This window comes from Paraburkholderia sp. SECH4, assembly GCF_030511745.1.
Taxonomy (GTDB): domain Bacteria; phylum Pseudomonadota; class Gammaproteobacteria; order Burkholderiales; family Burkholderiaceae; genus Paraburkholderia; species Paraburkholderia madseniana.
This window is the reverse complement of the sequence record NZ_JALOCP010000015.1, coordinates 1-22,592: the sequence shown is the minus strand read 5'-3', so window position 1 is coordinate 22,592 and position 22,592 is coordinate 1. Positions and strand designations below refer to the sequence as shown.

General features: G+C 63.5%; 20 protein-coding genes. 13 read left to right on the top strand and 7 right to left on the bottom strand.

Annotated features, from left to right (window positions below; genetic code table 11):
- Positions 1-103 precede the first annotated feature (103 nt).
- Positions 104-1,777, top strand: coding sequence for an electron transfer flavoprotein-ubiquinone oxidoreductase (locus M0D67_RS20635; RefSeq protein ID WP_093643308.1), 1,674 nt, complete (start codon positions 104-106; stop codon positions 1,775-1,777).
- Between the two features lie 132 nt (positions 1,778-1,909).
- On the opposite strand, the gene M0D67_RS20630 is transcribed toward M0D67_RS20635, so the two are convergent.
- From M0D67_RS20630 to M0D67_RS20615, 4 genes are all read right to left on the bottom strand, one after another.
- Positions 1,910-3,385, bottom strand: coding sequence for a tetratricopeptide repeat protein (locus M0D67_RS20630; RefSeq protein WP_266239547.1), 1,476 nt, complete (start codon positions 3,383-3,385; stop codon positions 1,910-1,912).
- Between the two features lie 45 nt (positions 3,386-3,430).
- Positions 3,431-4,531 carry a chorismate synthase gene (gene aroC, locus M0D67_RS20625; protein ID WP_154559027.1) on the bottom strand — a complete coding sequence of 367 codons (1,101 nt, stop codon included), beginning with the start codon at positions 4,529-4,531 and terminating at the stop codon, positions 3,431-3,433.
- Positions 4,532-4,601: 70 nt separating this feature from the next.
- Positions 4,602-6,539, bottom strand: a complete 1,938-nt coding sequence (locus tag M0D67_RS20620; protein ID WP_266239546.1) for an MFS transporter — start codon at positions 6,537-6,539, stop codon at positions 4,602-4,604.
- A gap of 140 nt (positions 6,540-6,679) precedes the next feature.
- The gene (locus M0D67_RS20615) at positions 6,680-7,144 is read right to left on the bottom strand and encodes a CBS domain-containing protein (RefSeq protein WP_054042287.1); all 465 of its coding nucleotides are present in this window, start codon (positions 7,142-7,144) and stop codon (positions 6,680-6,682) included.
- 250 nt (positions 7,145-7,394) lie between these two features.
- Between M0D67_RS20615 and M0D67_RS20610 the strand changes: the two genes are divergently transcribed.
- From M0D67_RS20610 to M0D67_RS20600, 3 genes are all read left to right on the top strand, one after another.
- On the top strand, positions 7,395-8,825 hold the full coding sequence (locus tag M0D67_RS20610) for an O-acetylhomoserine aminocarboxypropyltransferase (protein ID WP_266239545.1): 1,431 nt from the start codon (positions 7,395-7,397) through the stop codon (positions 8,823-8,825).
- The gene (locus tag M0D67_RS20605) at positions 8,822-9,667 is read left to right on the top strand and encodes an alpha/beta fold hydrolase (RefSeq protein WP_154559024.1); all 846 of its coding nucleotides are present in this window, start codon (positions 8,822-8,824) and stop codon (positions 9,665-9,667) included. The genes M0D67_RS20610 and M0D67_RS20605 overlap by 4 nt, the downstream gene beginning before the upstream one ends.
- Before the next feature lie 199 nt (positions 9,668-9,866).
- Positions 9,867-10,187 (top strand): Mpo1-like protein, encoded by a 321-nt coding sequence (locus tag M0D67_RS20600; RefSeq protein ID WP_012433756.1) that lies wholly within the window; start codon positions 9,867-9,869, stop codon positions 10,185-10,187.
- A 39-nt stretch (positions 10,188-10,226) separates the two neighbouring features.
- Here the strand turns inward: M0D67_RS20600 and M0D67_RS20595 are convergent, their stop codons facing one another.
- Complete coding sequence (locus M0D67_RS20595; protein WP_171927698.1) at positions 10,227-11,543, bottom strand: YihY family inner membrane protein; 1,317 nt, start codon at positions 11,541-11,543, stop codon at positions 10,227-10,229.
- 128 nt (positions 11,544-11,671) lie between these two features.
- Between M0D67_RS20595 and wrbA the strand changes: the two genes are divergently transcribed.
- The 5 genes from wrbA to M0D67_RS20570 all read left to right on the top strand — a co-directional run bounded on the left by wrbA (position 11,672) and on the right by M0D67_RS20570 (position 15,916).
- The gene (gene wrbA / locus M0D67_RS20590; protein WP_115780521.1) at positions 11,672-12,274 is read left to right on the top strand and encodes an NAD(P)H:quinone oxidoreductase; all 603 of its coding nucleotides are present in this window, start codon (positions 11,672-11,674) and stop codon (positions 12,272-12,274) included.
- 11 nt (positions 12,275-12,285) lie between these two features.
- Positions 12,286-12,723: a DUF2069 domain-containing protein gene (locus M0D67_RS20585; protein ID WP_154559107.1), complete on the top strand. Its 438-nt coding sequence runs from the start codon at positions 12,286-12,288 to the stop codon at positions 12,721-12,723.
- Between the two features lie 74 nt (positions 12,724-12,797).
- Positions 12,798-14,216, top strand: coding sequence for an FAD-binding oxidoreductase (locus tag M0D67_RS20580; RefSeq protein WP_266239544.1), 1,419 nt, complete (start codon positions 12,798-12,800; stop codon positions 14,214-14,216).
- Positions 14,217-14,267: 51 nt separating this feature from the next.
- Positions 14,268-15,074 carry a metallophosphoesterase gene (locus tag M0D67_RS20575; protein WP_171927664.1) on the top strand — a complete coding sequence of 269 codons (807 nt, stop codon included), beginning with the start codon at positions 14,268-14,270 and terminating at the stop codon, positions 15,072-15,074.
- Positions 15,075-15,196: 122 nt separating this feature from the next.
- Positions 15,197-15,916: an SOS response-associated peptidase gene (locus M0D67_RS20570; protein WP_171927663.1), complete on the top strand. Its 720-nt coding sequence runs from the start codon at positions 15,197-15,199 to the stop codon at positions 15,914-15,916.
- Positions 15,917-16,051: 135 nt separating this feature from the next.
- On the opposite strand, the gene M0D67_RS20565 is transcribed toward M0D67_RS20570, so the two are convergent.
- Both M0D67_RS20565 and M0D67_RS20560 read right to left on the bottom strand, forming a co-directional pair.
- Positions 16,052-16,306: a hypothetical protein gene (locus M0D67_RS20565; RefSeq protein ID WP_154559020.1), complete on the bottom strand. Its 255-nt coding sequence runs from the start codon at positions 16,304-16,306 to the stop codon at positions 16,052-16,054.
- Between the two features lie 132 nt (positions 16,307-16,438).
- Positions 16,439-17,377: a LysR family transcriptional regulator gene (locus M0D67_RS20560; protein WP_154559019.1), complete on the bottom strand. Its 939-nt coding sequence runs from the start codon at positions 17,375-17,377 to the stop codon at positions 16,439-16,441.
- Between the two features lie 223 nt (positions 17,378-17,600).
- On the opposite strand from M0D67_RS20560, the gene M0D67_RS20555 reads away from it, so the two are divergent.
- Genes M0D67_RS20555 through M0D67_RS20540 form a run of 4 tightly spaced genes read left to right on the top strand, consistent with a single transcriptional unit; the run spans position 17,601 to position 22,443 of the window.
- Complete coding sequence (locus M0D67_RS20555; RefSeq protein ID WP_266239543.1) at positions 17,601-19,157, top strand: efflux transporter outer membrane subunit; 1,557 nt, start codon at positions 17,601-17,603, stop codon at positions 19,155-19,157.
- 11 nt (positions 19,158-19,168) lie between these two features.
- Complete coding sequence (locus M0D67_RS20550; RefSeq protein WP_266239542.1) at positions 19,169-21,379, top strand: FUSC family protein; 2,211 nt, start codon at positions 19,169-19,171, stop codon at positions 21,377-21,379.
- Complete coding sequence (locus tag M0D67_RS20545; protein WP_054042269.1) at positions 21,369-21,569, top strand: DUF1656 domain-containing protein; 201 nt, start codon at positions 21,369-21,371, stop codon at positions 21,567-21,569. Before M0D67_RS20550 ends, M0D67_RS20545 begins: the two co-directional genes overlap by 11 nt.
- A 13-nt stretch (positions 21,570-21,582) precedes the next feature.
- Positions 21,583-22,443 (top strand): HlyD family secretion protein, encoded by an 861-nt coding sequence (locus M0D67_RS20540; protein WP_154559016.1) that lies wholly within the window; start codon positions 21,583-21,585, stop codon positions 22,441-22,443.
- Positions 22,444-22,592 lie beyond the last annotated feature (149 nt).

Below are 22,592 nucleotides of genomic sequence, written 5' to 3'. Positions count from 1 at the left end.
GAACGATCGTGCTAATCTCTGCTCATCTGGTTGCAGTGGCGGAGACCATCGCCCACAATACGATCCCGAAAAAAGCATTCTAACGGTAAGAAGAGGAGCATCAATGACCCCCGCAAGTCTCATTGAGCAATACGGTCCACGCGAGTCGATGGAATACGACGTCGTGATCGTCGGCGGCGGCCCGGCTGGCCTGTCCGCAGCGATCCGCCTGAAGCAGTTGGCGGCGGAAAAAGGCGTCGAGCTTGGCGTGTGCGTACTGGAAAAAGGCTCGGAGATCGGGGCTCATATCCTGTCGGGCGCGGTGATGGATCCGCGTGCCATCACCGAACTGATCCCGGACTGGAAGGAAAAAGGCGCGCCGCTGACCGTGGACGTGACCGAAGACAAATTCCTGTTCCTGACGGAAACCGGTTCGAAGAGCGTGCCGACCTGGGCGCTGCCGGACAACTTCAAGAATCACGGCAACTACGTGATCAGCCTCGCGAATGTCACGCGCTGGCTGGGTCAGCAGGCTGAAGCGCTCGGTGTAGAGATTTTCCCGGGCTTTCCGGCTGCGGAAATCCTCTACAACGACGATGGCTCGGTTAAAGGCGTCGCGACCGGCAATCTGGGGATCGGCAAGGACGGCGAGCCGACCGAGAACTTCCAGCTCGGCATGGAACTGCACGCAAAGTACACGCTCTTCTGCGAAGGCGCGCGTGGGCACCTCGGCCGTCAACTGAACGACAAGTTCAAGCTGCGTGAAGGCGTCGATCCCCAGGTCTACGGTATCGGCATCAAGGAACTGTGGGAAATCGATCCGGCGAAGCACAAGCCGGGTCTGGTGATGCACACCGCTGGCTGGCCGCTGGAGAACGACACGTACGGCGGCTCGTTCCTCTATCACATGGACAACAACCAGGTGGTGGTGGGCTTTGTGGTCGGCCTCGGCTACACGAATCCGTACCTGTCGCCGTTCGAGGAATTCCAGCGCTACAAGACGCATCCTGCGATCCGTGCGATTCTGGAAGGTGGCAAGCGGGTGTCGTACGGCGCGCGAGCGATTACCGCGGGCGGCCTGCTGTCGCTGCCGAAGCTGGTGTTCCCGGGCGGCGCGCTGGTGGGCGACGATGCGGGCTTCCTGAACGCGTCGCGGATCAAGGGTTCGCACGCGGCGATCAAGACGGGCATGCTGGCGGCTGAGGCTGCTTTTGAAGCCGTGCAGGCAGGCCGCACCAGCGATGAACTGACAGCGTATCCGGAGTCGTTCAAGACCTCGTGGCTGCACACGGAACTGCATCGTGCGCGCAACTTCAAGCAGTGGATGAGCAAGGGCCTGTACCTCGGCACGCTGATGGTCGGCATCGAGCAGAAGCTGTTAGGCGGCAACGTGCCCTGGACGCTGCATCACCAGCATTCCGATCACGAGATGCTGAAACCTGCGTCGCAGTGCAAGCAGATCACGTATCCGAAGCCGGATGGGAAGCTGACGTTCGACCGTTTGTCTTCAGTGTTCATTTCGAACACCAACCACGAAGAGAATCAGCCGGCTCACCTGACGCTGAAGGACCCTTCGGTGCCGGTGAATGTGAACTGGCAGACCTATGCCGGTCCGGAGTCACGCTACTGCCCGGCCGCGGTGTATGAGTTCGTAAAGAACGACGACGGCAGCGAGCGTCTCGTGATCAACGCTCAGAACTGCGTGCATTGCAAGACCTGCGATATCAAGGACCCGACCCAGAACATCGTCTGGGTGACGCCTGAGGGTGGCGGCGGTCCGAACTATCCGAATATGTGATTCGGTGTTTGTTTGCCGTGCGCGGAGCTTGTTTGTCCGCGCACGGCATGCAGGCAAACAAGCTCCGTGCAGGTAAAAACAAAGCGGCATCCATTGCATACGTACTGCCAGCGTCGCCGCAAAGCAACAAGCTCAAACGCCCCGCATCATTTCAATCCGCTCTCGCACTTTAGCCAGCACCGGCGCCCACGCGCCAATCTCAGGCTGTCGGAAGAGCTCAATAGAATCGTACCAGGCCGTGGTGCCCGATTCGTCGCCCCAAAACCATGCCGACACATGGTCGATCATCAAACTCGTCGGCACACCGAGCGCCCCCGCCAGATGCGCGGGTCCGCTATCAATCGTGACGACCAGATCCAGATTCGCCAGTAGCGCAGCGACGTCGTCGAATCCGGATTGAAAATGGTGGGTCAGGTCGACAACATCGAGCCCCTTGGCCCGCCACTGTGCGACCGTCTCGCTGCGTCCAGGCGACAACGCAAACCAGGTCACGCCCGGCACGCTCAATAGCGGCTCGAGTTGCTCGACAGGCACCGACCGCCGCATATCGCGGATATGCTCAGGATTCCCGTTCCACACTAAACCGACGTTGCGATTGCCCGGCTTGCCGGCCGTGTGCGCATGAACCCGCTCGCGCCATGCCTGCACGCGCGCGGGCTCGGCGCTCAGATACGGCGCGCCCCACCCTGTTGCATCGAAGACGCCAAGCCGCAGCGGCAAGCTCATCAACCCGCAATGGAAATCCGGCCGCGTTTCAAGACTCGTTTCGAGCGGCAAGTCAGCAGGCAGCATCCGTTCGAATAGATGCCGCAACGGCCCGTCGTGACCGAAAATCACCCGGCCGCCTTCGCTTCGCGCCCGCTCGGCCAGCAGCGGCAGAAAGCGCACCGCCCAAAGGCAGTCGCCGTTACCTTGCTCGCCGTACACGACCAGCGTTTTGCCTTGCAGCGATTCGCCCTGCCAATACGCGCTGATCGCAGCGAGCGCATGCTGCGCGTTATTCAAATCGTCGCCAAACGCGACGCGTGACTCGTAATGCGCCCAGCCTTCGGCGAAACGTCCCGTGCGGATTTCGAGTTCCGACAGATCGAACAGCGCATGCATGTTATCCGGCGACAACGCCAGCACTTGCCTGAGCAATGCTTCCGCTTCAGCCAGCCGCGCCTGCTCCTTGATGCACAACGCGAGCTTGTGAAGCGCCACCGGGTTGCCGGGCACGACACGTACCGCTTCACGCAGTAGCCGCTCGGCCATGTCGAAGTCGTTGCGTTGTTGCACGGCTGCCGCACGCCAGATCAGCACGTTGGCGTCTTCGGCGTTTTGCGCGAGCAACAGCGTCGTGGCGGAGTCGACGAGCAACCAGTCGCGCACGATGAAGGCCGTCTGCGCGATGGTGTGAACGAGCGTAGGTTCGCAGGAGGGATCAAGCTGGTAAGCGCGCACCAGCGCCGCGAGCGCCTCGCGCCGAAGGGCTTTGTCGCGACCGGCGCGTTCCAGCAACGAATGTCCGAATGCGAGGCAGTCCGCGGCGCCAGCGTGCGGCGCGGCGGCACGCGCGCGCAGGTCCGCGAGTTGGCTATCTGCCGGCCCGGTGTTCGTATCGGTCATTGAGACGAGGCCGCACGCAATACGAGGACGCTCAGAGAGCGCTCTTTACGGCGCGCTCGCCGCAATCTTCGGCGTGCTGACGGCGACATCGCCGCATTGCGCACGGTGGCGCAACGCATGGTCGATCAGCACCAGCGCGAGCATGGATTCGGCGATCGGCGTGGCACGGATGCCGACGCACGGGTCATGACGCCCGAACGTTTCGACGACAACGGGCTGCCCCGCCTTGTCGATCGAGCGGCGCGGTGTACGGATGCTCGAAGTCGGCTTGATCGCGATCGACACCGTGATGTCCTGTCCGGTCGAAATACCACCGAGCACACCACCCGCGTGATTGCCGACGAAGCCTTCCGGCGTCAATTCGTCGCCGTGCACCGAACCGCGTTGCGCGACGCTGGCGAAGCCCGCGCCGATCTCGACACCCTTCACCGCATTGATGCCCATCATGGCGTGCGCGATGTCCGCGTCAAGACGGTCGAACAACGGCTCGCCGAGCCCAACCGGCACGCCGGAAGCCACAACGTTGATGCGTGCGCCGATCGAGTCGCCGTCTTTACGCAAGGCGTCCATATATGCTTCCAATTCCGGCACGATCTCCGCGTTCGGCACGAAGAACGGGTTCTCACGCACATGCGACCAGTCGACGAACGGCACGTCGATCTCTCCGAGCGCCGCCATGTAGCCGCGGATCTCAGTGCCGAATTTTTCACGCAGCCATTTCTTCGCAACCGCGCCGGCCGCTACCGTAGGTGCGGTCAGACGGGCCGACGAACGGCCGCCGCCGCGATAGTCGCGAATGCCGTATTTCTGCCAGTAGGTGTAGTCGGCGTGACCGGGACGGAAGGTGTCGGCGATGTTGCCGTAGTCCTTGCTGCGCTGGTCCGTATTGCGGATCAGCAGCGCGATCGGCGCGCCGGTGGTCTGGCCTTCGAACACGCCCGACAGGATCTCGACCTTGTCTTCTTCCTGGCGCTGCGTGACATGGCGCGACGTGCCGGGTTTGCGGCGATCGAGTTCGAGCTGGATGTCGGCTTCGCTAAGCGCCATGCCCGGCGGGCAGCCGTCGATCACGCAGCCGATCGCGGGGCCATGCGATTCGCCGAAGGTCGTGACAGTGAAAAGCGTACCGAGCGTGTTGCCGGACATGGGCGTCGTCCAAAGAAATGCGGGGAAAGCACTATTATGCCAGCCCTGAAGAGGCTAGGTCCCGGCCGCCCTACTTCCGCGCCCCGCGCAACTCGGTGACGATCTGCTGCAGCACCTCAGGCGTCGCCTCGGCCGGATCGATCGGCTCACCCACCGCCAGCGTCAGCCGGCTCATCACGCCCTTCTGAATCGGCCGCGGCCAGCGCGCGTCGTTGGCGCGCGAAAACACGCTCCCCCACAGCCCGCGCAGCGCCATCGGTATCACCGGCGCCGGCGTGCGGCGAATGATCTCGGTCACGCCGTGGCGGAACGGATTCATCTCACCGGTCTTCGTCAGCTTGCCTTCCGGGAAGATGCAGACCAGCTCGCCCTCGGCGAGCGCCTCTGCGCAGCGCTCATAGGCGCGCGTCAGCAGCTCAGGGTCCTGATGGGCAGGCGCAATCGGAATCGCCTTCGCATGGCGGAACACCCAGCCGGCAAACGGCGACTTGAAGATCTGATGGTCCATCACGAAGCGGATCGGCCGCGGGCTCTCGGCCATGATGACGATCGCGTCGACGAAGCTCACGTGGTTGCACACCAGCACAGCCGCGCCCTCTTCCGGAATCCGTTCGGCATGCACGAGGCGAATCCGGTAGAAGGTATGCACCAGCACCCAGGCGATAAAGCGCAGCAAAAACTCAGGCACAAGCGAATAAATGTACGTCGCGACGACAATGTTCAGCAGCGCGGTGACGAGGAAAATCGCCGGAATACTGAAGCCCGCCGCGGTCAGCCCCATCGCCATCAACGCCGAGACGATCATGAACAGCGAGTTCAGAATATTGTTCGCGGCGATGATGCGCGCGCGGTGGGTCGGCTGGCTGCGGCTCTGGATCAGCGCATAGAGCGGCACGCTATAGAAGCCGCCGAACATGGCCAGCAGGAACAGATCGGCCAGCACGCGCCAATGGGCGGCCCGCACGAGGAATTCGCCGACGCTCAGCAGATGCCCGGCGGCCGGCAACGCATGGCTCGCGAAGAACAGATCGATCGCGAACACGCTCATGCCGATCGAGCCGAGCGGCACGAGGCCGATTTCGATGCGCCGCTTCGAGAGCTTTTCGCACATCAGCGAACCGAGACCGATGCCGATCGAGAACGTGCCGAGCAGCACGGTCACGACATCCGGATCGGCGGACAGCACGTTTTTAGCAAAGCTGAAAAACGAAGACAGAAAAGTCGCACCGACGAACCACAGCCAGGAAATCCCCAGCAGACTCAGAAACACCGTGCGGTTTTCGCGCGCGAGCTTCAGGTTGCGCCACGTCTCGCTGACCGGATTCCAGTTGACGCGCAGATCGGGCTGCGGCGCCGCCGTGACAGGCACGAAGTTCGACACCAGCCGCCCCACCAGCGCAATCCCGACACAGGCGCAGGCCAGCACCACCGCGCCATGCTCGACGAAACCCGCGCCCACGCCACCGACGATCGTACCGATCAGAATCGCAACGAAGGTGCCCATCTCGACAATGCCGTTACCGCCGACCAGTTCCGACTTCGACAGATGCTGCGGCAGATACGAATACTTGACCGGTCCGAACACGGTCGAATGGACGCCCATCAGAAACGTGCACAGATACAGCAAGGGCGCGCTATGCATCCAGAAACCCGTGCCGCCGATCAGCATCACGACGATTTCGAAACTCTTGACGAAGCGCGTGAGCATCGCCTTGTCGTACTTGTCCGCGATCTGGCCGGAGGTGGCCGACAGCAGCACGAACGGCAGAATGAAGATCGCCGAGATCAGGAACGCCGCGGTTTTCGGATCGACGCCGGAAAAACGCGCCGCCTGGTATGTCACGAGCGACGTGAAGCCGATCTTGAAGACGTTGTCGTTCATCGCGCCGAGAAACTGGGTCCAGAAAAACGGCGCGAAGCGGCGCTGGCTGAGCAGGCGGAACTGGGACTCGTGCGTCTCGTGGGAGCGGGCGGCACGGCGGGCGGCAGGTAACGGACGATCGCTCATGAGGTTCGGAGAACAGGCTAAGAGAGCAGCAAAGGGGAAGGGCCGGGCACAAAAAAAGCGCACGCTTTCGCGCGCGCCTTGATCGCATTTTCATACTCACGGCAACGGCGCGAGCGCCGCGGTGAGCCACCGCGCGTGAGTTAACGCGGCGCCGGTTGTTGATCCTGCGGTTCTTCCGGCCAGTCGCGGATATAGGCCTTGAGCATGCGGTTTTCGAAGCCCTGCTCTTCGACCACCGCCTTTGCGACGTCGTAGAACGAGATCACGCCCATCAGCGTGCGGCTTTCCAGCACCGGCAAATAGCGCACGTGATGCTCGAGCATCATGCGGCGAACCTCGTTGACGTCCGTTTCGGGCGTACAGGTGAGCGGATGGTCGTCCATCAACTTGCGGATCGTGGAGGTACCGAGGCTGCCGCCATGCTTGCTCAAGGTCAGAATAATTTCGCGAAACGTCAGCATGCCGACGAGATCGCCGTATTCCATCACGACCAGCGAGCCGATATCGTGCTCGGCCATGGTATTGACTGCGTCGTGCAGCGTGGTATCCGGCGTGACCGTGAAAAGGGTGTTGCCTTTGACTTTAAGAATGTCGCTGACTCGCATAATCTGTCTCCGTGATACCCGCTAGGCTGATATTGCCTGAATGACTTTCGATCCTAGCGGAAAGGTCCATAAAAGGAAAGCGGCCCGCCCACCAAGGCGCCACGGGCGTTTGCAAGGTCGGCCCGGCGCCGTTCAGCGCGCCCACATTGGCCAACCCGCGGGAAAACCGCGCTTGAAGCGATCCATGCCGGTGATAGGATGGCCGCCACTTTCACCTTTCGCGAGGCCGTCCGTGGCCTCGCCGCCCAGGATGTCCGCCAACCGTTTCGATACGCTTGCGCTGCACGCCGGCGCCGCGCCCGACCCCACCACCGGCGCGCGCGCCACGCCTATTTACCAGACTACCTCGTTTTCGTTCCGCGACTCGGACCACGCCGCGGCGCTCTTCAATATGGAGCGCGCCGGCCACGTCTATTCGCGCATCTCGAATCCGACCGTGGCCGTGTTCGAGGAGCGCGTTGCCGCGCTGGAAAACGGCGCGGGCGCGATCGGCACGGCCAGCGGCCAGGCCGCGCTGCATCTGGCGATCGCCACCTTGATGGGCGCCGGCTCCCACATCGTCGCCTCCAGCGCGCTGTACGGCGGCTCACACAACCTGCTGCACTACACGCTGCATCGCTTCGGCATCGAGACGGCCTTTGTCAAACCCGGTGACATCGACGCGTGGCGCGCCGCGCTGCGCCCGAACACGCGCCTGCTGTTCGGCGAGACGCTCGGCAACCCGGGCCTCGACGTGCTCGATATCGCCACGGTGGCGCAGCTCGCGCATGAGCACCGCGTACCGCTGCTCGTCGATTCGACCTTCACGACGCCCTATCTCCTCAAGCCATTCGAGCATGGCGCCGACTTCGTCTATCACTCGGCGACCAAATTCCTCGGCGGCCACGGCACCACGATCGGCGGCGTACTCGTGGACGGCGGCACTTTCGACTTCAACGCTTCCGGCCGTTTCCCCGAATTTACCGAACCGTACGAGGGCTTTCACGGCATGGTGTTCGCCGAGGAAAGCACGGTCGCGCCGTTCCTCCTGCGCGCACGCCGCGAGGGCTTGCGCGACTTCGGCGCGTGCCTGCATCCCCAGGCCGCCTGGCAACTGCTGCAAGGCATCGAGACGCTGCCGCTGCGCATGGAACGGCACGTCGCGAATACGCGCAAGGTGGTCGAATTCCTGAGCGCACACCCTGCCGTCGAAGCCGTCGCCTACCCGGAACTGCCGTCGCATCCGGACTATGCGCTCGCGAAGCGTCTGCTGCCGCGTGGCGCGGGCGCGGTGTTCAGCTTCAATCTGCGCGGCGACCGCGCCGCCGGGCGCAGCTTCATTGAAGCGCTTTCGCTGTTCTCCCATCTCGCGAACGTCGGTGACGCACGCTCGCTGGTCATCCATCCCGCATCGACGACGCACTTCCGCATGGACGCCGCCGCGCTCGCCGCAGCCGGCATCGCCGAAGGTACGATCCGTCTGTCGATCGGCCTTGAAGACCCCGACGATCTGATCGACGACCTCAAACGCGCACTGAAAGCCGCGCAGAAAGCGAGCGGGACGAGTGCGCCTGGGAGTGGGTCATCCAGTCCGTCAAGCACGGCAAAAACCGGCCCCGTCAGTTCATCCGCTGCTCCGGCAAACGGCAACCCATCCGTCCCGCCTGCCGATGCCGCCAAACCCCGCCCGGAGTCCGCATGATCCTCACCGTTCAAGGCAAGCCCGCCTACGCGTACACCGGCGGCAAACCCTTCGACCCCAACCTGCCGACCGCGGTGTTCATCCACGGCGCCGAGCATGACCATAGCGTGTGGGCATTGCAAACGCGTTACTTCGCCCATCACGGCTTCGGGGTGCTGGCGGTCGATCTGCCCGGTCACTGCCGCAGCGCCGGCCCGGCGCTCACCACCGTGACCGCAATGGCCGACTGGCTGGCCGCCCTGCTCGACGCCGCGGGCGTACAGCGCGCCTTCTTGGCCGGCCACAGCATGGGCTCGCTGATCGCCCTCGACTTCGCCGGCCGCTATCCGGAGCGCGTAACGCACCTGGCGCTGCTCGCCACCGCCGTGCCGATGGCTGTCTCCGACACCTTGCTCGACGCCGCCCTGCACCGCGAGCCCGATGCAATCGACATGGTCAATCAATGGTCGCATTCGACGCTCGCCGCCAAGCCGTCGTGCCCCGGCCCGGGCTTCTGGCTGCACGGCATGAACCAGCGGCTGATGGAGCGTGTCTCGGCCAGCGGCGAGCCGCACCTGTTCCACACCGACTTCACCGCCTGCAATAGCTACGCGGACGGCCTCACACGCGCCACGGAGGTCCGTTGCCCGACGCGCCTGATCGTGGGCCGGCGCGATGCGATGACGCCGCCGCGTGCGGCCAAAGCGCTCGCTGCCGCGCTCTCCCAAGCCGGCGCACGGGTCGACACTGTCACGCTCGAGGCCGGCCATGCCTTGATGACCGAGCAGCCCGATGCCACGCTCGACGCGCTGTTCAGCTTCGCCTCAAAGGCCGCAGGTGCTGTTCCAATCGGCGTTCGATAGTCACTGCGAGGCGTCACGATAACCGGGCACGTGGAGGCGCGCCATCGGCCGAATGGCCTGGTTGCGCGCATGGTCCGATAGCCGCACAATGGGTCAAGCCTGTCCCGTTTCGAGCGCGTTCCGAGCATGCCCGCGCGCGGCGAAGCAACTTGGGAGCGACGGGCACGGAATCGAGTAGCGTCGACATTCGGAGGCCGTGATGGCTCAAACCGCGCACACCGATCACTTCGCGAGTTTCGCGGAGTTCTACCCGTACTACCTGAGCGAGCATCGCAACACGGTATCGCGGCGGCTGCATTTCGTGGGTTCGCTCGGCGTGATCGGCTGCCTCGCCATGGCGCTCGCCACCGGTGACTGGCTATGGCTGCCGGCTGCCGTGATCTGCGGATATGGCTTTGCCTGGGTCGGGCATTTCTTCTTCGAGAAGAACCGGCCGGCTACCTTCCGGCATCCGCTTTATAGCCTGATGGGCGATTGGGTGATGTTCAAGGACATCTGCGTGGGGAAAATTTCGCTGTAGGTTTGCCGCCGCTTCAGGCGGCCTGCTCGTGCAGCCTGCTCACGCAGCCTGATGCGGCATTGAAGAAGTACCCTGCTCACTTTCCTGCGCGCGCGTTGCCCGTGCGGCGGCACGCGCCGCCAACAGCGTAGCAAGCGTCACTTTCAGCTTGTCGTTTTCCAGCGCAGCCAGAAGCGTCTGGCCATCCACGCGCGTAGAGTTCAGCTCAAGCTGATATTCGAGTTCCGCGCGGTCGATCACGAACAGGTCGAACAGACGCTCGACCGTGATCTGCGCCGGATTTGCCAGCAGCAAGAAGTGCGCACGCGTGTCGTCGTCCTGCAAGCGCGCGATCCACTCGATCTCCTCGAGTTTTTGCAGCAGCCTGATCGTGGTATCCATTTCCCGGCGAAGCATTCGCGAGAGCTCTGGCATCGTGTAGCCGCGCTTACCCGCATCACGCGCTTCCGAAAGCCGCGCGAGGAGTTCAAGCGAATCGAACAGATCGCTGCCCTCGAAAGTCGGCCGGTGAAACTGGCCAATGCGGATCGCCGGCAACGCCGACGCGATCATCGCGCCGGCCAGCGCAATGAACCAGCATAGGTACATCCACAGCAGGAATAGCGGCACAGCGGCAAACGCACCGTAGACCGTGGTATAGGTCGGAATGCGGCGCACGTAGTAGCCAAAGCCGCGCTTGGCGAGTTCGAAGGCGATTGCGGCAGCAACCCCGCCGATCACCGCGTCGCGCCACTCCACACGGCAGTTCGGCAGAAACACGTAAAGCATCGTGAAGGCGAGCGCCGTCAACGGCAGCGCGGCACTGGTCAACGCCCAGTCGATCACCGGCGGAATATGCTGGACGGCCGTGGTGAACGCCATGGACCGCGTGAACAGATAAGAAGAAATCGACAGGCTCACGCCGATCAGAATCGGACCGAGCGTGATGATGGCCCAGTAGACCAGGATGCGCTGCGCGATCGGCCGCGCCTTGCGCACCCGCCAGATCACGTTGAAAGCAGATTCCACGGTCATCATCGTCATGACGGCGGTGACGAACAGAAAAATCATGCCGATGGTCGTGAGGCCTTTGGCCTTGGACGCGAACTGATTCAGATAATCGAAAATCTGACTGTTGAGCTGCGCGGGCATCAGATGGTCGGCGAGGAAAATCTGCAGCGACATCTGAAACGAGCTGAAAATTGGAAACGCGGTGAACAGCGCGAACGCGACCGTGGCGAGCGGCACGAGCGCGAGCATGGTGGTGAACGTGAGGCTGCCGGCCACCTGCGGAATGCGGTCTTCGCTACTGCGCTTCGCCGCAAACTGCGCGAGCCGTTTGAGCGTGTCGAGATCGAAACGCACCCTGGACAACAAACCCACCTCGCTACCTCCCTGCTTCATAAAACGGTGTTTCACGACCGTGCGCGAGGCCTGGCCGAATGGCTATGGATGGCCTGTCTGGCGGACCCAGCCCCTATAATACCCGCTCACCGATGAGGCCTATGAAAGACATTCTCGTGCTCTATTACAGCCGTCACGGCGCCACGCGCGAGCTTGCGCTGGCGATCGCGCACGGCGTCGACAGCGTCCCCGGCATGCAGGCGCGCGTGCGCACCGTGCCGGCGGTTTCCACCGTCTGCGAAGCGACCCAGCCGGACATTCCCGCTGAAGGACCGCCCTACGTCGAACTGCGCGACCTCGAAGAATGCGCCGGTCTCGCGCTCGGTTCGCCCACCCGCTTCGGCAACATGGCGGCGTCGCTGAAATATTTTCTCGACGGCACCACGCCGCAGTGGCTTTCGGGCGCGCTGTCCGGCAAACCGGCCTGCGTATTTACGTCCACCGGCAGCTTGCACGGCGGCCAGGAGTCGACGCTGCTGTCCATGATGCTGCCGCTTCTGCATCACGGCATGCTGATCGTCGGCATCCCGTACACCGAGAGCGCGCTCTCCACTACGCAAACCGGCGGCACGCCCTACGGCGCGTCACACTTCGCGCGCGCGGGCACGGCCGAACAGGGCATCTCCGCCGACGAAAAAACGCTCGCGATTGCCCTCGGCGCCCGCGTTGCCCGCACGGCGGCATCCATGAGCGAGCGGCCGTGAACGCAGCCGCCCTGCCTGTGCAGCAAAAACGCGCCGCCGCTTTCGGCGCCACTGCCGCCTTGCTCGCGCTGATCGCCTTGTCCGTCGCATGGGAATGGTGGCTCGCGCCGCTGCGTCCGGGCGGCTCGGCGCTGGTGCTCAAAGCCGTGCCGCTGCTGCTCGCCCTGCCCGGCGTGTGGCGGCACCGGCTTTACACGCTGCAATGGGCGTCGATGCTGATCCTGCTGTATTTTGCCGAGGGCGTCGTGCGCGGCTGGAGCGACCGTGGCCTGAGCGCCCGCCTCGGCTGGTTCGAAGCCGCTCTCGCCGTAGTTTTCTTCGTCTGCACGCTCGCGTATGTCGCACCGTTCAAGCGCGCGGCAAAACGGGCAGCGAAACGGGCCGCAAAGCAGGCGGCACAAGAGAACGCACAGCAAAACACCGGGCAGGCCGAGGGAGGCACACGATGAGAACAGCGCCTTTCGCGTCGCTTTTCACGTCACCTCCCGCGTAATCTATCCGCCGAACACCCTGACCGACCAACATGACTCAAGCCGCTTTCCTCACCGCTTGCCGCGACGCCATCGGCGCCGCCCAGGTGCTGACCGACCCGCACGACACCGCCCCCTACCTCACCGACTGGCGCCGCCGCTACACCGGCGCGGCCTGCGCGGTGCTCTGCCCGGCCACGCCTGACGAAGTCGCGGCGCTCGTCAAACTTGCCGTCGAACATCGCATCGCGCTGGTGCCGCAAGGCGGCAACACCGGCCTGGCCGGCGGCGCCACGCCGGATGCAAGCGGTGCGCAGGCGGTGATCAGTCTGCGGCGTCTGAATCGCGTGCGCGACATCGATCCGCACAACAATACGATCACCGTCGAAGCCGGTGTCATCCTCGCCGAAGTACAGAAGCATGCCGAAGAAGCCGGCCGCCTGTTTCCCCTCAGCCTCGCCGCGGAAGGCAGCTGCACGATCGGCGGCAATCTCGCCACCAACGCGGGTGGCACCGGCGTGCTGCGCTACGGCAACACGCGCGAGCTGTGCCTGGGCCTCGAAGTGGTCACCGCGCAAGGAGAACTGTGGGACGGCCTGCGAGGCCTGCGCAAGGACAACACCGGTTACGACCTGCGCGATCTGTTCATCGGCGCGGAAGGCACGCTCGGCATCATCACCGCCGCCGTGCTCAAGCTGCATCCGCAGCCGGCCGCTCGCGTCACGGCGCTCGCCGCGCTCGCGTCGCCGCATGCGGCGCTCGATTTCCTCTCGCTCACGCAACGCGTCGCCGGACCACTGCTGACCGGCTTCGAACTGATGTCGGATTTCTGTCTGCGGCTGGTGGGCCGGCATTTCGAACAGATGCGCTATCCGTTCGCCGAGCCGCATGCGCAAGTCGTGCTACTGGAACTGTCGGACAGCGAGAGCGAGGAACACGCGCGTGGGCTATTCGAGCGCCTGATGGAAACCGCGCTCGAAGACGGCCTGGTCGAAGACGCGGTAGTCGCGGAAAACCTCGCGCAGTCGCGGGCATTCTGGAATCTGCGCGAACATATCCCGCTCGCGCAGGCTGAGGAAGGGCTGAACATCAAGCACGATATCGCGGTGCCGATTTCGCGCATCGGCCACTTCATCGAGGAAACCGACGCGGCAATCGCGCAAGCCGTGCCGGGCGTGCGCATGGTCACGTTCGGGCATCTCGGCGACGGCAATCTGCATTACAACGTGCAGGCGCCCGAGGGCGTCGACGCAAAGGCGTTTCTCAAGACCTGGCAAAACCCGATCAACCAGCTCGTCTACGACAGCGTGCACCGGCATCGCGGCAGCATCAGCGCGGAACACGGTCTCGGCCAGTTGAAGATCGACGAGGCGATGCATTACAAGCAGGACGTCGAGGTGCAATTGATGCGCGCCGTCAAACGCGCGCTGGACCCGCTGAACCTGATGAATCCGGGCAAGGTGCTACGCTAGGGTTTGAAGCCTTCGCCGTTTGGTGCGAGGCCCATTGCAGGAGTTGTCGTCGTGAAGATTCGAGTGCTGTCCGATCTGCATCTGGAGAACGACGAGCCCGAACTGGTCCCGCATGCAGAAGCGGACCTGATCGTGCTGGCCGGCGACATCCACAATCACGCGGCCGGTCCGCGCTGGGCGGCGCAGACTTTCGACGGCGCCGTGCCGGTGGTCTACGTGCCCGGCAATCACGAGTACTACGACGGCGAATTCGGCGCGCTCGACACGGCGCTGTACGACGCAGCGGCACAAGTCGACAACGTGCACGTGCTGAACAATGCCGCGCTGATCGACCCGCAAGGCCGCTGGCGCGTGCTCGGCACCACCTTATGGACCGACTTCGCGTTATACGGCGCGGATCCAGACACGCTCGCCGAGTCCATCGACGCATCGCGCCGCGCGATGCTCGACTTCCGCGGCCTGATCCAGATGAACTGGCCGCACGACACTCAGGACTCGCCGCGCGACTTCACCCCTGACGATTCCCTCGCGCTGCACCGGCGGGCGCGCGCGTGGCTCGAAAGCGAGCTGGCGAAGCCGTTCGACGGCAAGACGATCGTCGTCACCCATCACGCGCCGCATCGGCTGAGCCTGGCCGCGCGCTATGCCGAGGACCGCGTGTCGGCCGGTTTCGTCAATCATTTGCCGGAACTGGTGCGCTCGCCCGTTGCACTGTGGATTCACGGACATACGCATACGCCGTTCGATTACACCGTGAACGGCACGCGCGTGGTTTGCAATCCACGCGGCTATCTCGACCGGCGCACCCGTCAACCGGAGAATCCGCAGTTCGCGTGGGATAAGGTCGTCGAGATATAGCGTCGGCTTGGGGCCGATCTGGGTAGCGCGGCCAGGCGCCACGCACTACGCTGTTGTTGTCGTTGGATTCGGGTCTTCGACTCGGCCAACCCCGCCAGCCCGGTCATCTCCGGAGGCCGCTCATGTGTGGTCGAATCAGCCAGTACCGCGATCCGCATCTGTACGCACGGCAGCTCGGCCTCGCCGATCCGCTCATGCTATTCGACGACGCCGACCGCCGCCCCGGCTACAACCTCGCGCCGGGCACGCATCCACTCGCGATTTACCCGGACCAGACGCTGCACGCAATCCACTGGGGTTATTGCCCGGATTGGGCACGCGAGCAGCATCTGCCGCAGACAATCAACGCGCGCGCCGAAACCGCGCCGCATACGCGCTACTTCAAAGATCTGTGGAAAACCGGGCGGGTATTGGTGCCGGCAGACGGCTGGTTCGAATGGCGCATGGAAGCGGCGCCCGGAACATCGCACGGGGATAACCCGGCGGAAGCCGAGGCAACGGTCCGCCAGCCCTACTTCGTGCACCTGAAAAGCGACGCGCCGATGTACCTCGCGGCGCTATCGAGCGTACGCGGCACGGAACCGCAAACGGAAGGCATGGGACTGGTGATCGTAACGGCCACCGCCGACGCGGGCCTGATCGACGTACACGGCCGCCGCCCGCTGGTATTCGCGCCGGAGGCGGCGCGCAGATGGCTGGATCCGGCCCTGCAGTTCGACGAACTCGAGCAGCTCGCTCGCAGCGCCTGCCTGCCCGCCGCGCGGTTCCGCTGGCACCGGGTGAGCCCGGAGGTAGACCGCACGCTCAATGACGAGCCGGGTCTGATTGAAGCGCTGCACTGAACGTGCGGAGCGCGGATCGAAACTAATCGGCAGCCGGACCGCAACCGCGCGGCAACGCACGCGCAGGGCACGCCGAAAAAATGCAACAGCAAGCTCAATTGCTTCGCGCCCAGTACCCCGGCGCGCCGGCCAGCCTCAACGATCGCGTCGTTGCCCCTGCAGATCAGAGCGCTCGACCTTGATCGGCACCAGTTGCGGCTGCTGGTCGCGCAGGCGGCGCAGCAGATCGCGCGATGCGGCGATTCCGATCAGTCCCAGCATGACGGCCACGCCGATCATCAGATGCGTATCCATGAATTCCTCGTCCTTCGATTGTTGCGATTGTTGCGGATCTTGCGATTTGCCGAACAGCGGCCAATTGAACGCGTCCGGCTGAATGCGGCAGCGCATGAACCACACGTTAGCAAATCGACCCCGGCGCAGAAGTAAGGAAATGTTGCGGCGCGGCACTTATGTAACAGACTGTCACGCCACTGCTCGCTGGAACCGTCAACAATGGTCAGCCGCCGGCGTACCGCCGATTCAACTGCGCGCGAACTGGCGCAACTCTTCCTGATCGACGGCCAGCGTGACGGGCAGTTCTTCGCGCAGAAATTCGACCCAGGTACGAATTTTTGCGTCCAGATACTGCCGGGACGGATACAGCGCATACAGATTCATTTCCTGCGACGTGTATTCCGGCAACAGCCAGACGAGGTCACCGCTGCGCAGACCGCTAATCGCCGAGTAGATCGGAATCAATCCGACCCCCATGCCGCTACTCACCGCAACCGCCATCGCTTCGGCGACATTCACCTGAAAGGTGGCCGGGCCGAGGGCGATGGTTTCTTCGCCATTCGGGCCGTCGAAGATCCATTTGTCGGTCGGGAATATCGGCGTCACCATTTGCAGACAAGTGTGGCGCGCGAGGTCGGAGGGCGTTTGGGGCACGCCGTGCCGCTCCAGATAAGCCGGCGACGCGCACGCGATGCTGAACGCGCTGCCCAGCCGCTGCGACACCAGCCCCGAATCCGGCAGGCCGGTTGCCAGCGTCAGCGAAACATCAAAACCCTCGTCGAGCAGATCGGGCATGCGCTGCGCGAGCGTCAGCTCGATGTGCACGTCCGGATAGCGCTGCTGATAGCGGCCCACCGCCGGCACCACGTAGTGCTGGCCGAAGCTCGTCATCGCGTGGACCTTGAGCTTGCCGGACGGACGCGCGTGGGCATCGCCGGCCTCCGCTTCCGCCTGATCCACGTACGCGAGGATCTGTTCGCAGCGCTGCAGATAGCGCTCACCCGCCTCGGTCAGCGCGATACGGCGCGTGGTGCGGTTCAACAGACGCGTGCGCAGATGCGCTTCCAGATCGGAAACCGCGCGCGACGCGTACGCCGTGGTCGTGTTCAGGTGCTGCGCGGCACCCGTGAAGCTGCCCGCTTCGACGACGCGGACAAATACGCGCATGTTTTGAAGCGTATCCATACTTTTTCCTGTCGATCCGGAGTTAGTGCTTCAGCCCTTACTCCGGTCCCATGCAACATAAGTTGCAACATAGTTGCCAGTGATCCGCAGCGATTGTTACACGATTCGCAAAGGCGATTGTCTCATATTGCGTAAAAATCCCTTGCATCTTTACCGGTTATTCCCCAATCAATCAAAAAATATAATGACGCACATGCTTCTATAGCCAATTTTGGAGGAAATCGTGCAGTCTCCGGTACAGAAAGGGGTCGCCGCAGCCGCGGTTCTTACGATCCTATTAACAATCGCCGGCTGTGCCAGTACCGGAGGCATCGCGCCGCAGGACCGCGGAGTGGAGCCCTCTTCGCTCGACGTGGGCAACGCCATCCGGGCCGCCAACGCGGACGCCCAATGGCCTGCCACCGACTGGTGGCGCGCCTATAACGACCCGCAGCTCAATGAGTGGATCGAAGCCGCGCAGACGAGCAACCCGAGTCTCGCCGTCGCCCAGGCGCGCGTGCGCGAGGCCATGTCGATGGCGGGTGTCGCCCGTTCGGCGCTGTCGCCGCAGGTGAACGGCAGCCTGTCGATCCAGCGTCAGAAATGGGCCGACAACCTCTATTACGGCCCCGGCCCGCTCGCAGGCCAGCAGTCGTGGAACAACACCGCCACGCTGGGTCTGTCGTACAACCTCGATCTCTGGGGCAAGGACAAGAACGCCGCGGAACGTGCACTCGACGCCGCTCATGCAAGCGCGGCGGACTTCCGCGCCGCCCAGCTCGAACTGGAAGGCAACGTGGTGCGTACGTACATCGAGCTGTCGATGAACTACGCGCTGCTCGATATCGCCAAGTCCACGCTGCAGCAACAGCAGCAGATCGTCGACCTGGCGAACCGGCGTCTGAAAGGCGGCATCGGCACCCAGCTCGAAGTGAGCCAGGCCGAAACGCCGATGCCGGAATACGAACGCCAGATCGATGCGCTCGAGGAAAAGATCGCGCTCGGCCGCAACCAGTTAGCGGCACTGGCCGGCAAGGGTCCGGGCGCGGGCGATGCGATCCAGCGTCCGACGCTCTCGCTCGACAACGCACCCGCCAGTCTGCCAAGCGCGCTGCCCGCGGATCTGATCGGCCATCGGCCGGACGTGGTCGCGGCGCGCTGGACGGTTGCGGCGCAAGCGCGCGGCATCGACGTCGCCAAGGCCAACTTCTATCCGGACATCAACCTGCTGGCGTCGATCGGCGGCTATGCCGCAATGGGCCCGCTGTTCCAGTTCCTGAAGGACCCGTCGCATAGCTGGAGCGCGGGGCCGGCGCTGTCGCTGCCGATCTTCGACGGCGGGCGTCTGCGCTCGCAGCTCGGCGCGGCGTCGGCAGGGTACGACGAGGCGGTGGACAGCTATAACCAGTCGATCGTCGGCGCGCTGAAGGACATCTCCGACCAGGTGATCCGGATCCGTTCGCTCGCAACCCAGGCGCAAGACGCAGACCGCTCGGTCGCAGCGGCGCGCAAGAACTACGACCTCGCGCGCGAAGGCTATCGGCGCGGTTTGACCGACTATCTGAACGTGCTGATCGCGCAAAGCCAGTTGCTGCACGCGCAGGAAGGCGTCGCGAAGATTCAGGCGGAGCGGCTGGGCGCGCATGCGTCGCTGGTCACGGCTTTGGGTGGTGGACTCGACGAACCAGCCAACGGCCCACAGGCGAACGAGACGCTGCCGGCGCATGGGAAGGGTAAGAGCAACGCGGCGGCAAGCACAAGCCACCCTTCCGCCAACGTCAACGCCAGCGCGGCTGAGTAAGGAAGCCGACCATGTCAGCCTCCCCTTCCCCCGCCTCGCGCGCGTCATCGTTCGCCGCGCTCTACTCGGCCGCCGCCGACTGGGCCCGCACCGACGGCCTCACGTGGGTCTATCTGTTCAAGGCGCTCGCCGCCTGCTTCCTCGCGCTCGGCATCGCGATGAAACTCGACCTGCCGCAGCCGCGCACCGCGATGACCACCGTGTTCATCGTGATGCAGCCGCAAAGCGGGATGGTGTTCGCCAAGAGCTTCTACCGGATCTGCGGCACGCTGGTCGGCCTCGTCGTGATGCTCGCGTTGATCGGCCTGTTTGCGCAGCAGCCGGAACTGTTCATCGTCATGACTGCGATCTGGGTCGGCATCTGCACCGCGGGTGCCGCGCGTAATCGCAACTTCAAGTCGTACGGCTTTGTACTGGCCGGCTACACCGCCGCGCTGATCGGCATTCCCGCCTCACAGCACCCGGATGGCGCGTTTCTCAGCGCGCTCACGCGGGTGGCCGAAGTGGTGGTCGGCATCGTCTGCGCGGGCGCAGTCAGTGGCCTCGTGTTTCCGCAGTTCGCCGGCTTGCAGATGCGCAGCACCGTGCGTGCGCGTTTCTCGGCGTTCGTCGAGTATGTGTCGGCCTCGTTGGCCGGCCGCAACGACCGTGCGCAGATCGAAGCGACCAATGCAGGCTTTGTCGCAGACATCGTCGGTTTCGAAGCCGCGCGCAGTGTCGCCGTGTTCGAAGGTCCCGATTCGCGGATGCGCGGCGGCCGTCTGGCGCGTCTGAACAGCGAGTTCATGACCGCCTCGACACGCTTTCACGCGCTGCATCAGTTGATGAACCGGCTGCGCGATACGCACACGAGCGGCGCGATGGTCGCGGTCGAAGCGCTCGAACCGTACTTCAAGGAAATCGCGCCGTTGCTCGCGAAATCCGGCGAACCGGTGTTGAGCGCCACGGATGCCGCCCACGCCGCCGCGCAACTCGACGCATACAAAGCAGAGTTGCCCAAGCGCGTGCGCGAAACACGCGCCGCACTGGAAACGCAGCCGGACGCACCGCTGCTCGACTTCGACACCGGCGCCGAACTGCTGTATCGCTTCATCGACGACCTGCACGCGTACGCGGCCACCTATGCATCGCTTGCCGTCGACACGCACGAGCGTGAGCGCTGGATCGAGCGTTACGAACCGAAGACGAATGGAATTGCCGCGGGCGTCGCCGGCTTACGCGCGGCCATCGTCATGATCGTGCTCGGCGCGTTCTGGATCGCGACCGCCTGGCCGAGCGGCTCGACCTTGACGCTGGATGCCGCGGCGGTCTGCGCGCTGGCGTCAGCATCGCCGAATCCGAAGCGCACGGCGTTCCAGATGGCCGCCGGCACGCTGGTCGCCTCGGTGATGGGGATGATCGCGGTGTACGGCGTGTATCCGCACATCGACGGTTTTCCGCTGCTGTGCGCTGCGCTCACGCCGTTCCTGCTGCTCGGCGTATTCATGACGACGCGGCCCGCGCTGGCCGGCTACGGCGTCGGCTACTGCATCTTCTTTTGTTTCCTCGCCGGCCCGGACAACCTGATTCACTACGACCCGAGCGGCACCATCAACGATGCGATTGCGCTGGTGCTGTCGATGCTGGTGTGCGCGATTGCCTTTGCCGTGCTGCTACCGCCGTCGACGCCCTGGCTGCGCAACCGTCTGCTGATGGACTTGCGCCGCCAGGTGACGCTGGCGAGCCGCGCGGGCATGCGCCGGGTGCGTTCACGCTTCGAGAGCGGTGCACGCGATCTGATGTCCCAGATCAACGCGCTCGCGCAGAACGAACCCGAGGTCAAACGCGACACCTTGCGCTGGCTCTTCTCGGTGCTCGAAGTGGGCAACGCGATGATCGACTTGCGCGGCGAAGTGGCGGCGTTGCCCCGCGACGCGCGCTACGCGAAGTCAATGCCGTGGCGCGTCACATTGCGTGCGATGCGCGATGCGGTGACCGCGCTGTTCGAACGGCCGCGTGCGGACCGCTTCGACCGCGCGCTCGCCGCTACCACCGATGCGATTGCCGCAGTCCAACTGATGCTCGCCACCTTCACGCCACCGCGTGAGGATCGGCATCGGCTGCAACGCATTCTGAGTCAACTGCATTTCATTCGTACCGCGCTGCTCGATCCGCAATCGCCGCTTGAACCGCTGATGAGCGGACGTGCCGACGCGTCAGAAGGAGTTCGTCATGCCACGTGATATCGCCGTTTTCGACGCCTACGTGCCGGCCATCGTGCTGCTGTTTGTCGCGGGCGCCGCGCTTACCTGGGTGCTGGACCGCGTGATCGCCTATACGGGCCTGTATCGCGTGGTGTGGCATCCGTCCTTGTTCCGGGCCAGCTTGCTCGTGTGTGTGTGCGGCGTGCTGGGTCTCGCCGTTTATCGTTGATCAGAGTCGAAACATGACCATCCGAAATGTTGTGGGCTTCGTCGCGACAACCGTTATTTTTATTGTCGCGATTTTGATTGGGCGTGTGTTGTGGGTTCATTACATGGATGAGCCGTGGACACGTGATGGGCGCGTGCGCGCTGAGATTGTGAATGTGGCGCCTGATGTTTCCGGCGCTGTTGTGGATTTGCCTGTTAAGGATAATCAACTGGTCAAGAAGGGGGATCTGTTGATGCAGATCGATCCTTCGCATTATCAGATTGCTGTTGAGCAGGCGGAAGCTGCTGTCGCTGCGCGGAAGGCGGAGTTGCAGATGAAGCGGGATGATGCGCAGCGGCGGGCGGATATGGATGCTTTGGTTGTGTCTAAAGAGAGTCGTGAGAATGCGACTCATACTGCTTCTGCTGCTGAGGCTTCTTATCAGCAGGCTTTGGCTTCGCTTGATGCTGCTAAGTTGAATCTGGAGCGCACTCGCGTGGTGGCGCCGGTTGATGGGTATGTCACTAATTTGAATGTGTTTCGTGGCGATTATGCTACTGCTGGGTCAGCTAAGCTGGCGATTGTTGATAGTCATTCTTTTTGGGTTTACGGCTACTTCGAAGAGACCAAGTTGCCTCATGTGCGTATCGGGGATAAGGCCGAAGTTCGGTTGATGAGCGGTGGCACCCTTCAAGGGCATGTCGAGAGCATCTCTCGTGGGATCTATGATCGGGATAATCCCGAAAGCCGTGAGCTGCTGGCTGATGTGAATCCGACTTTTAATTGGGTGAGGTTGGCACAGCGTGTGCCCGTGCGGGTGAAGATTGATTCTGTGCCTGATGGGGTTGTGCTTGCTGCGGGGATTACTTGTACTGTTGTTGTTAAACCGAGCTAACGTGTTTGCCTTCGCGGCGCTTTTTGTCTGTTTGCCCGGGGTGTTGGCGTTTCCTTGAATTGCTAGTGGTCTATTAGCGTTGCCCCTGTGCGGGGCAATGCTCTCAACTTAAGCCCGAAAGGGCTTGTATACGGGGCGTTCGACCTGTA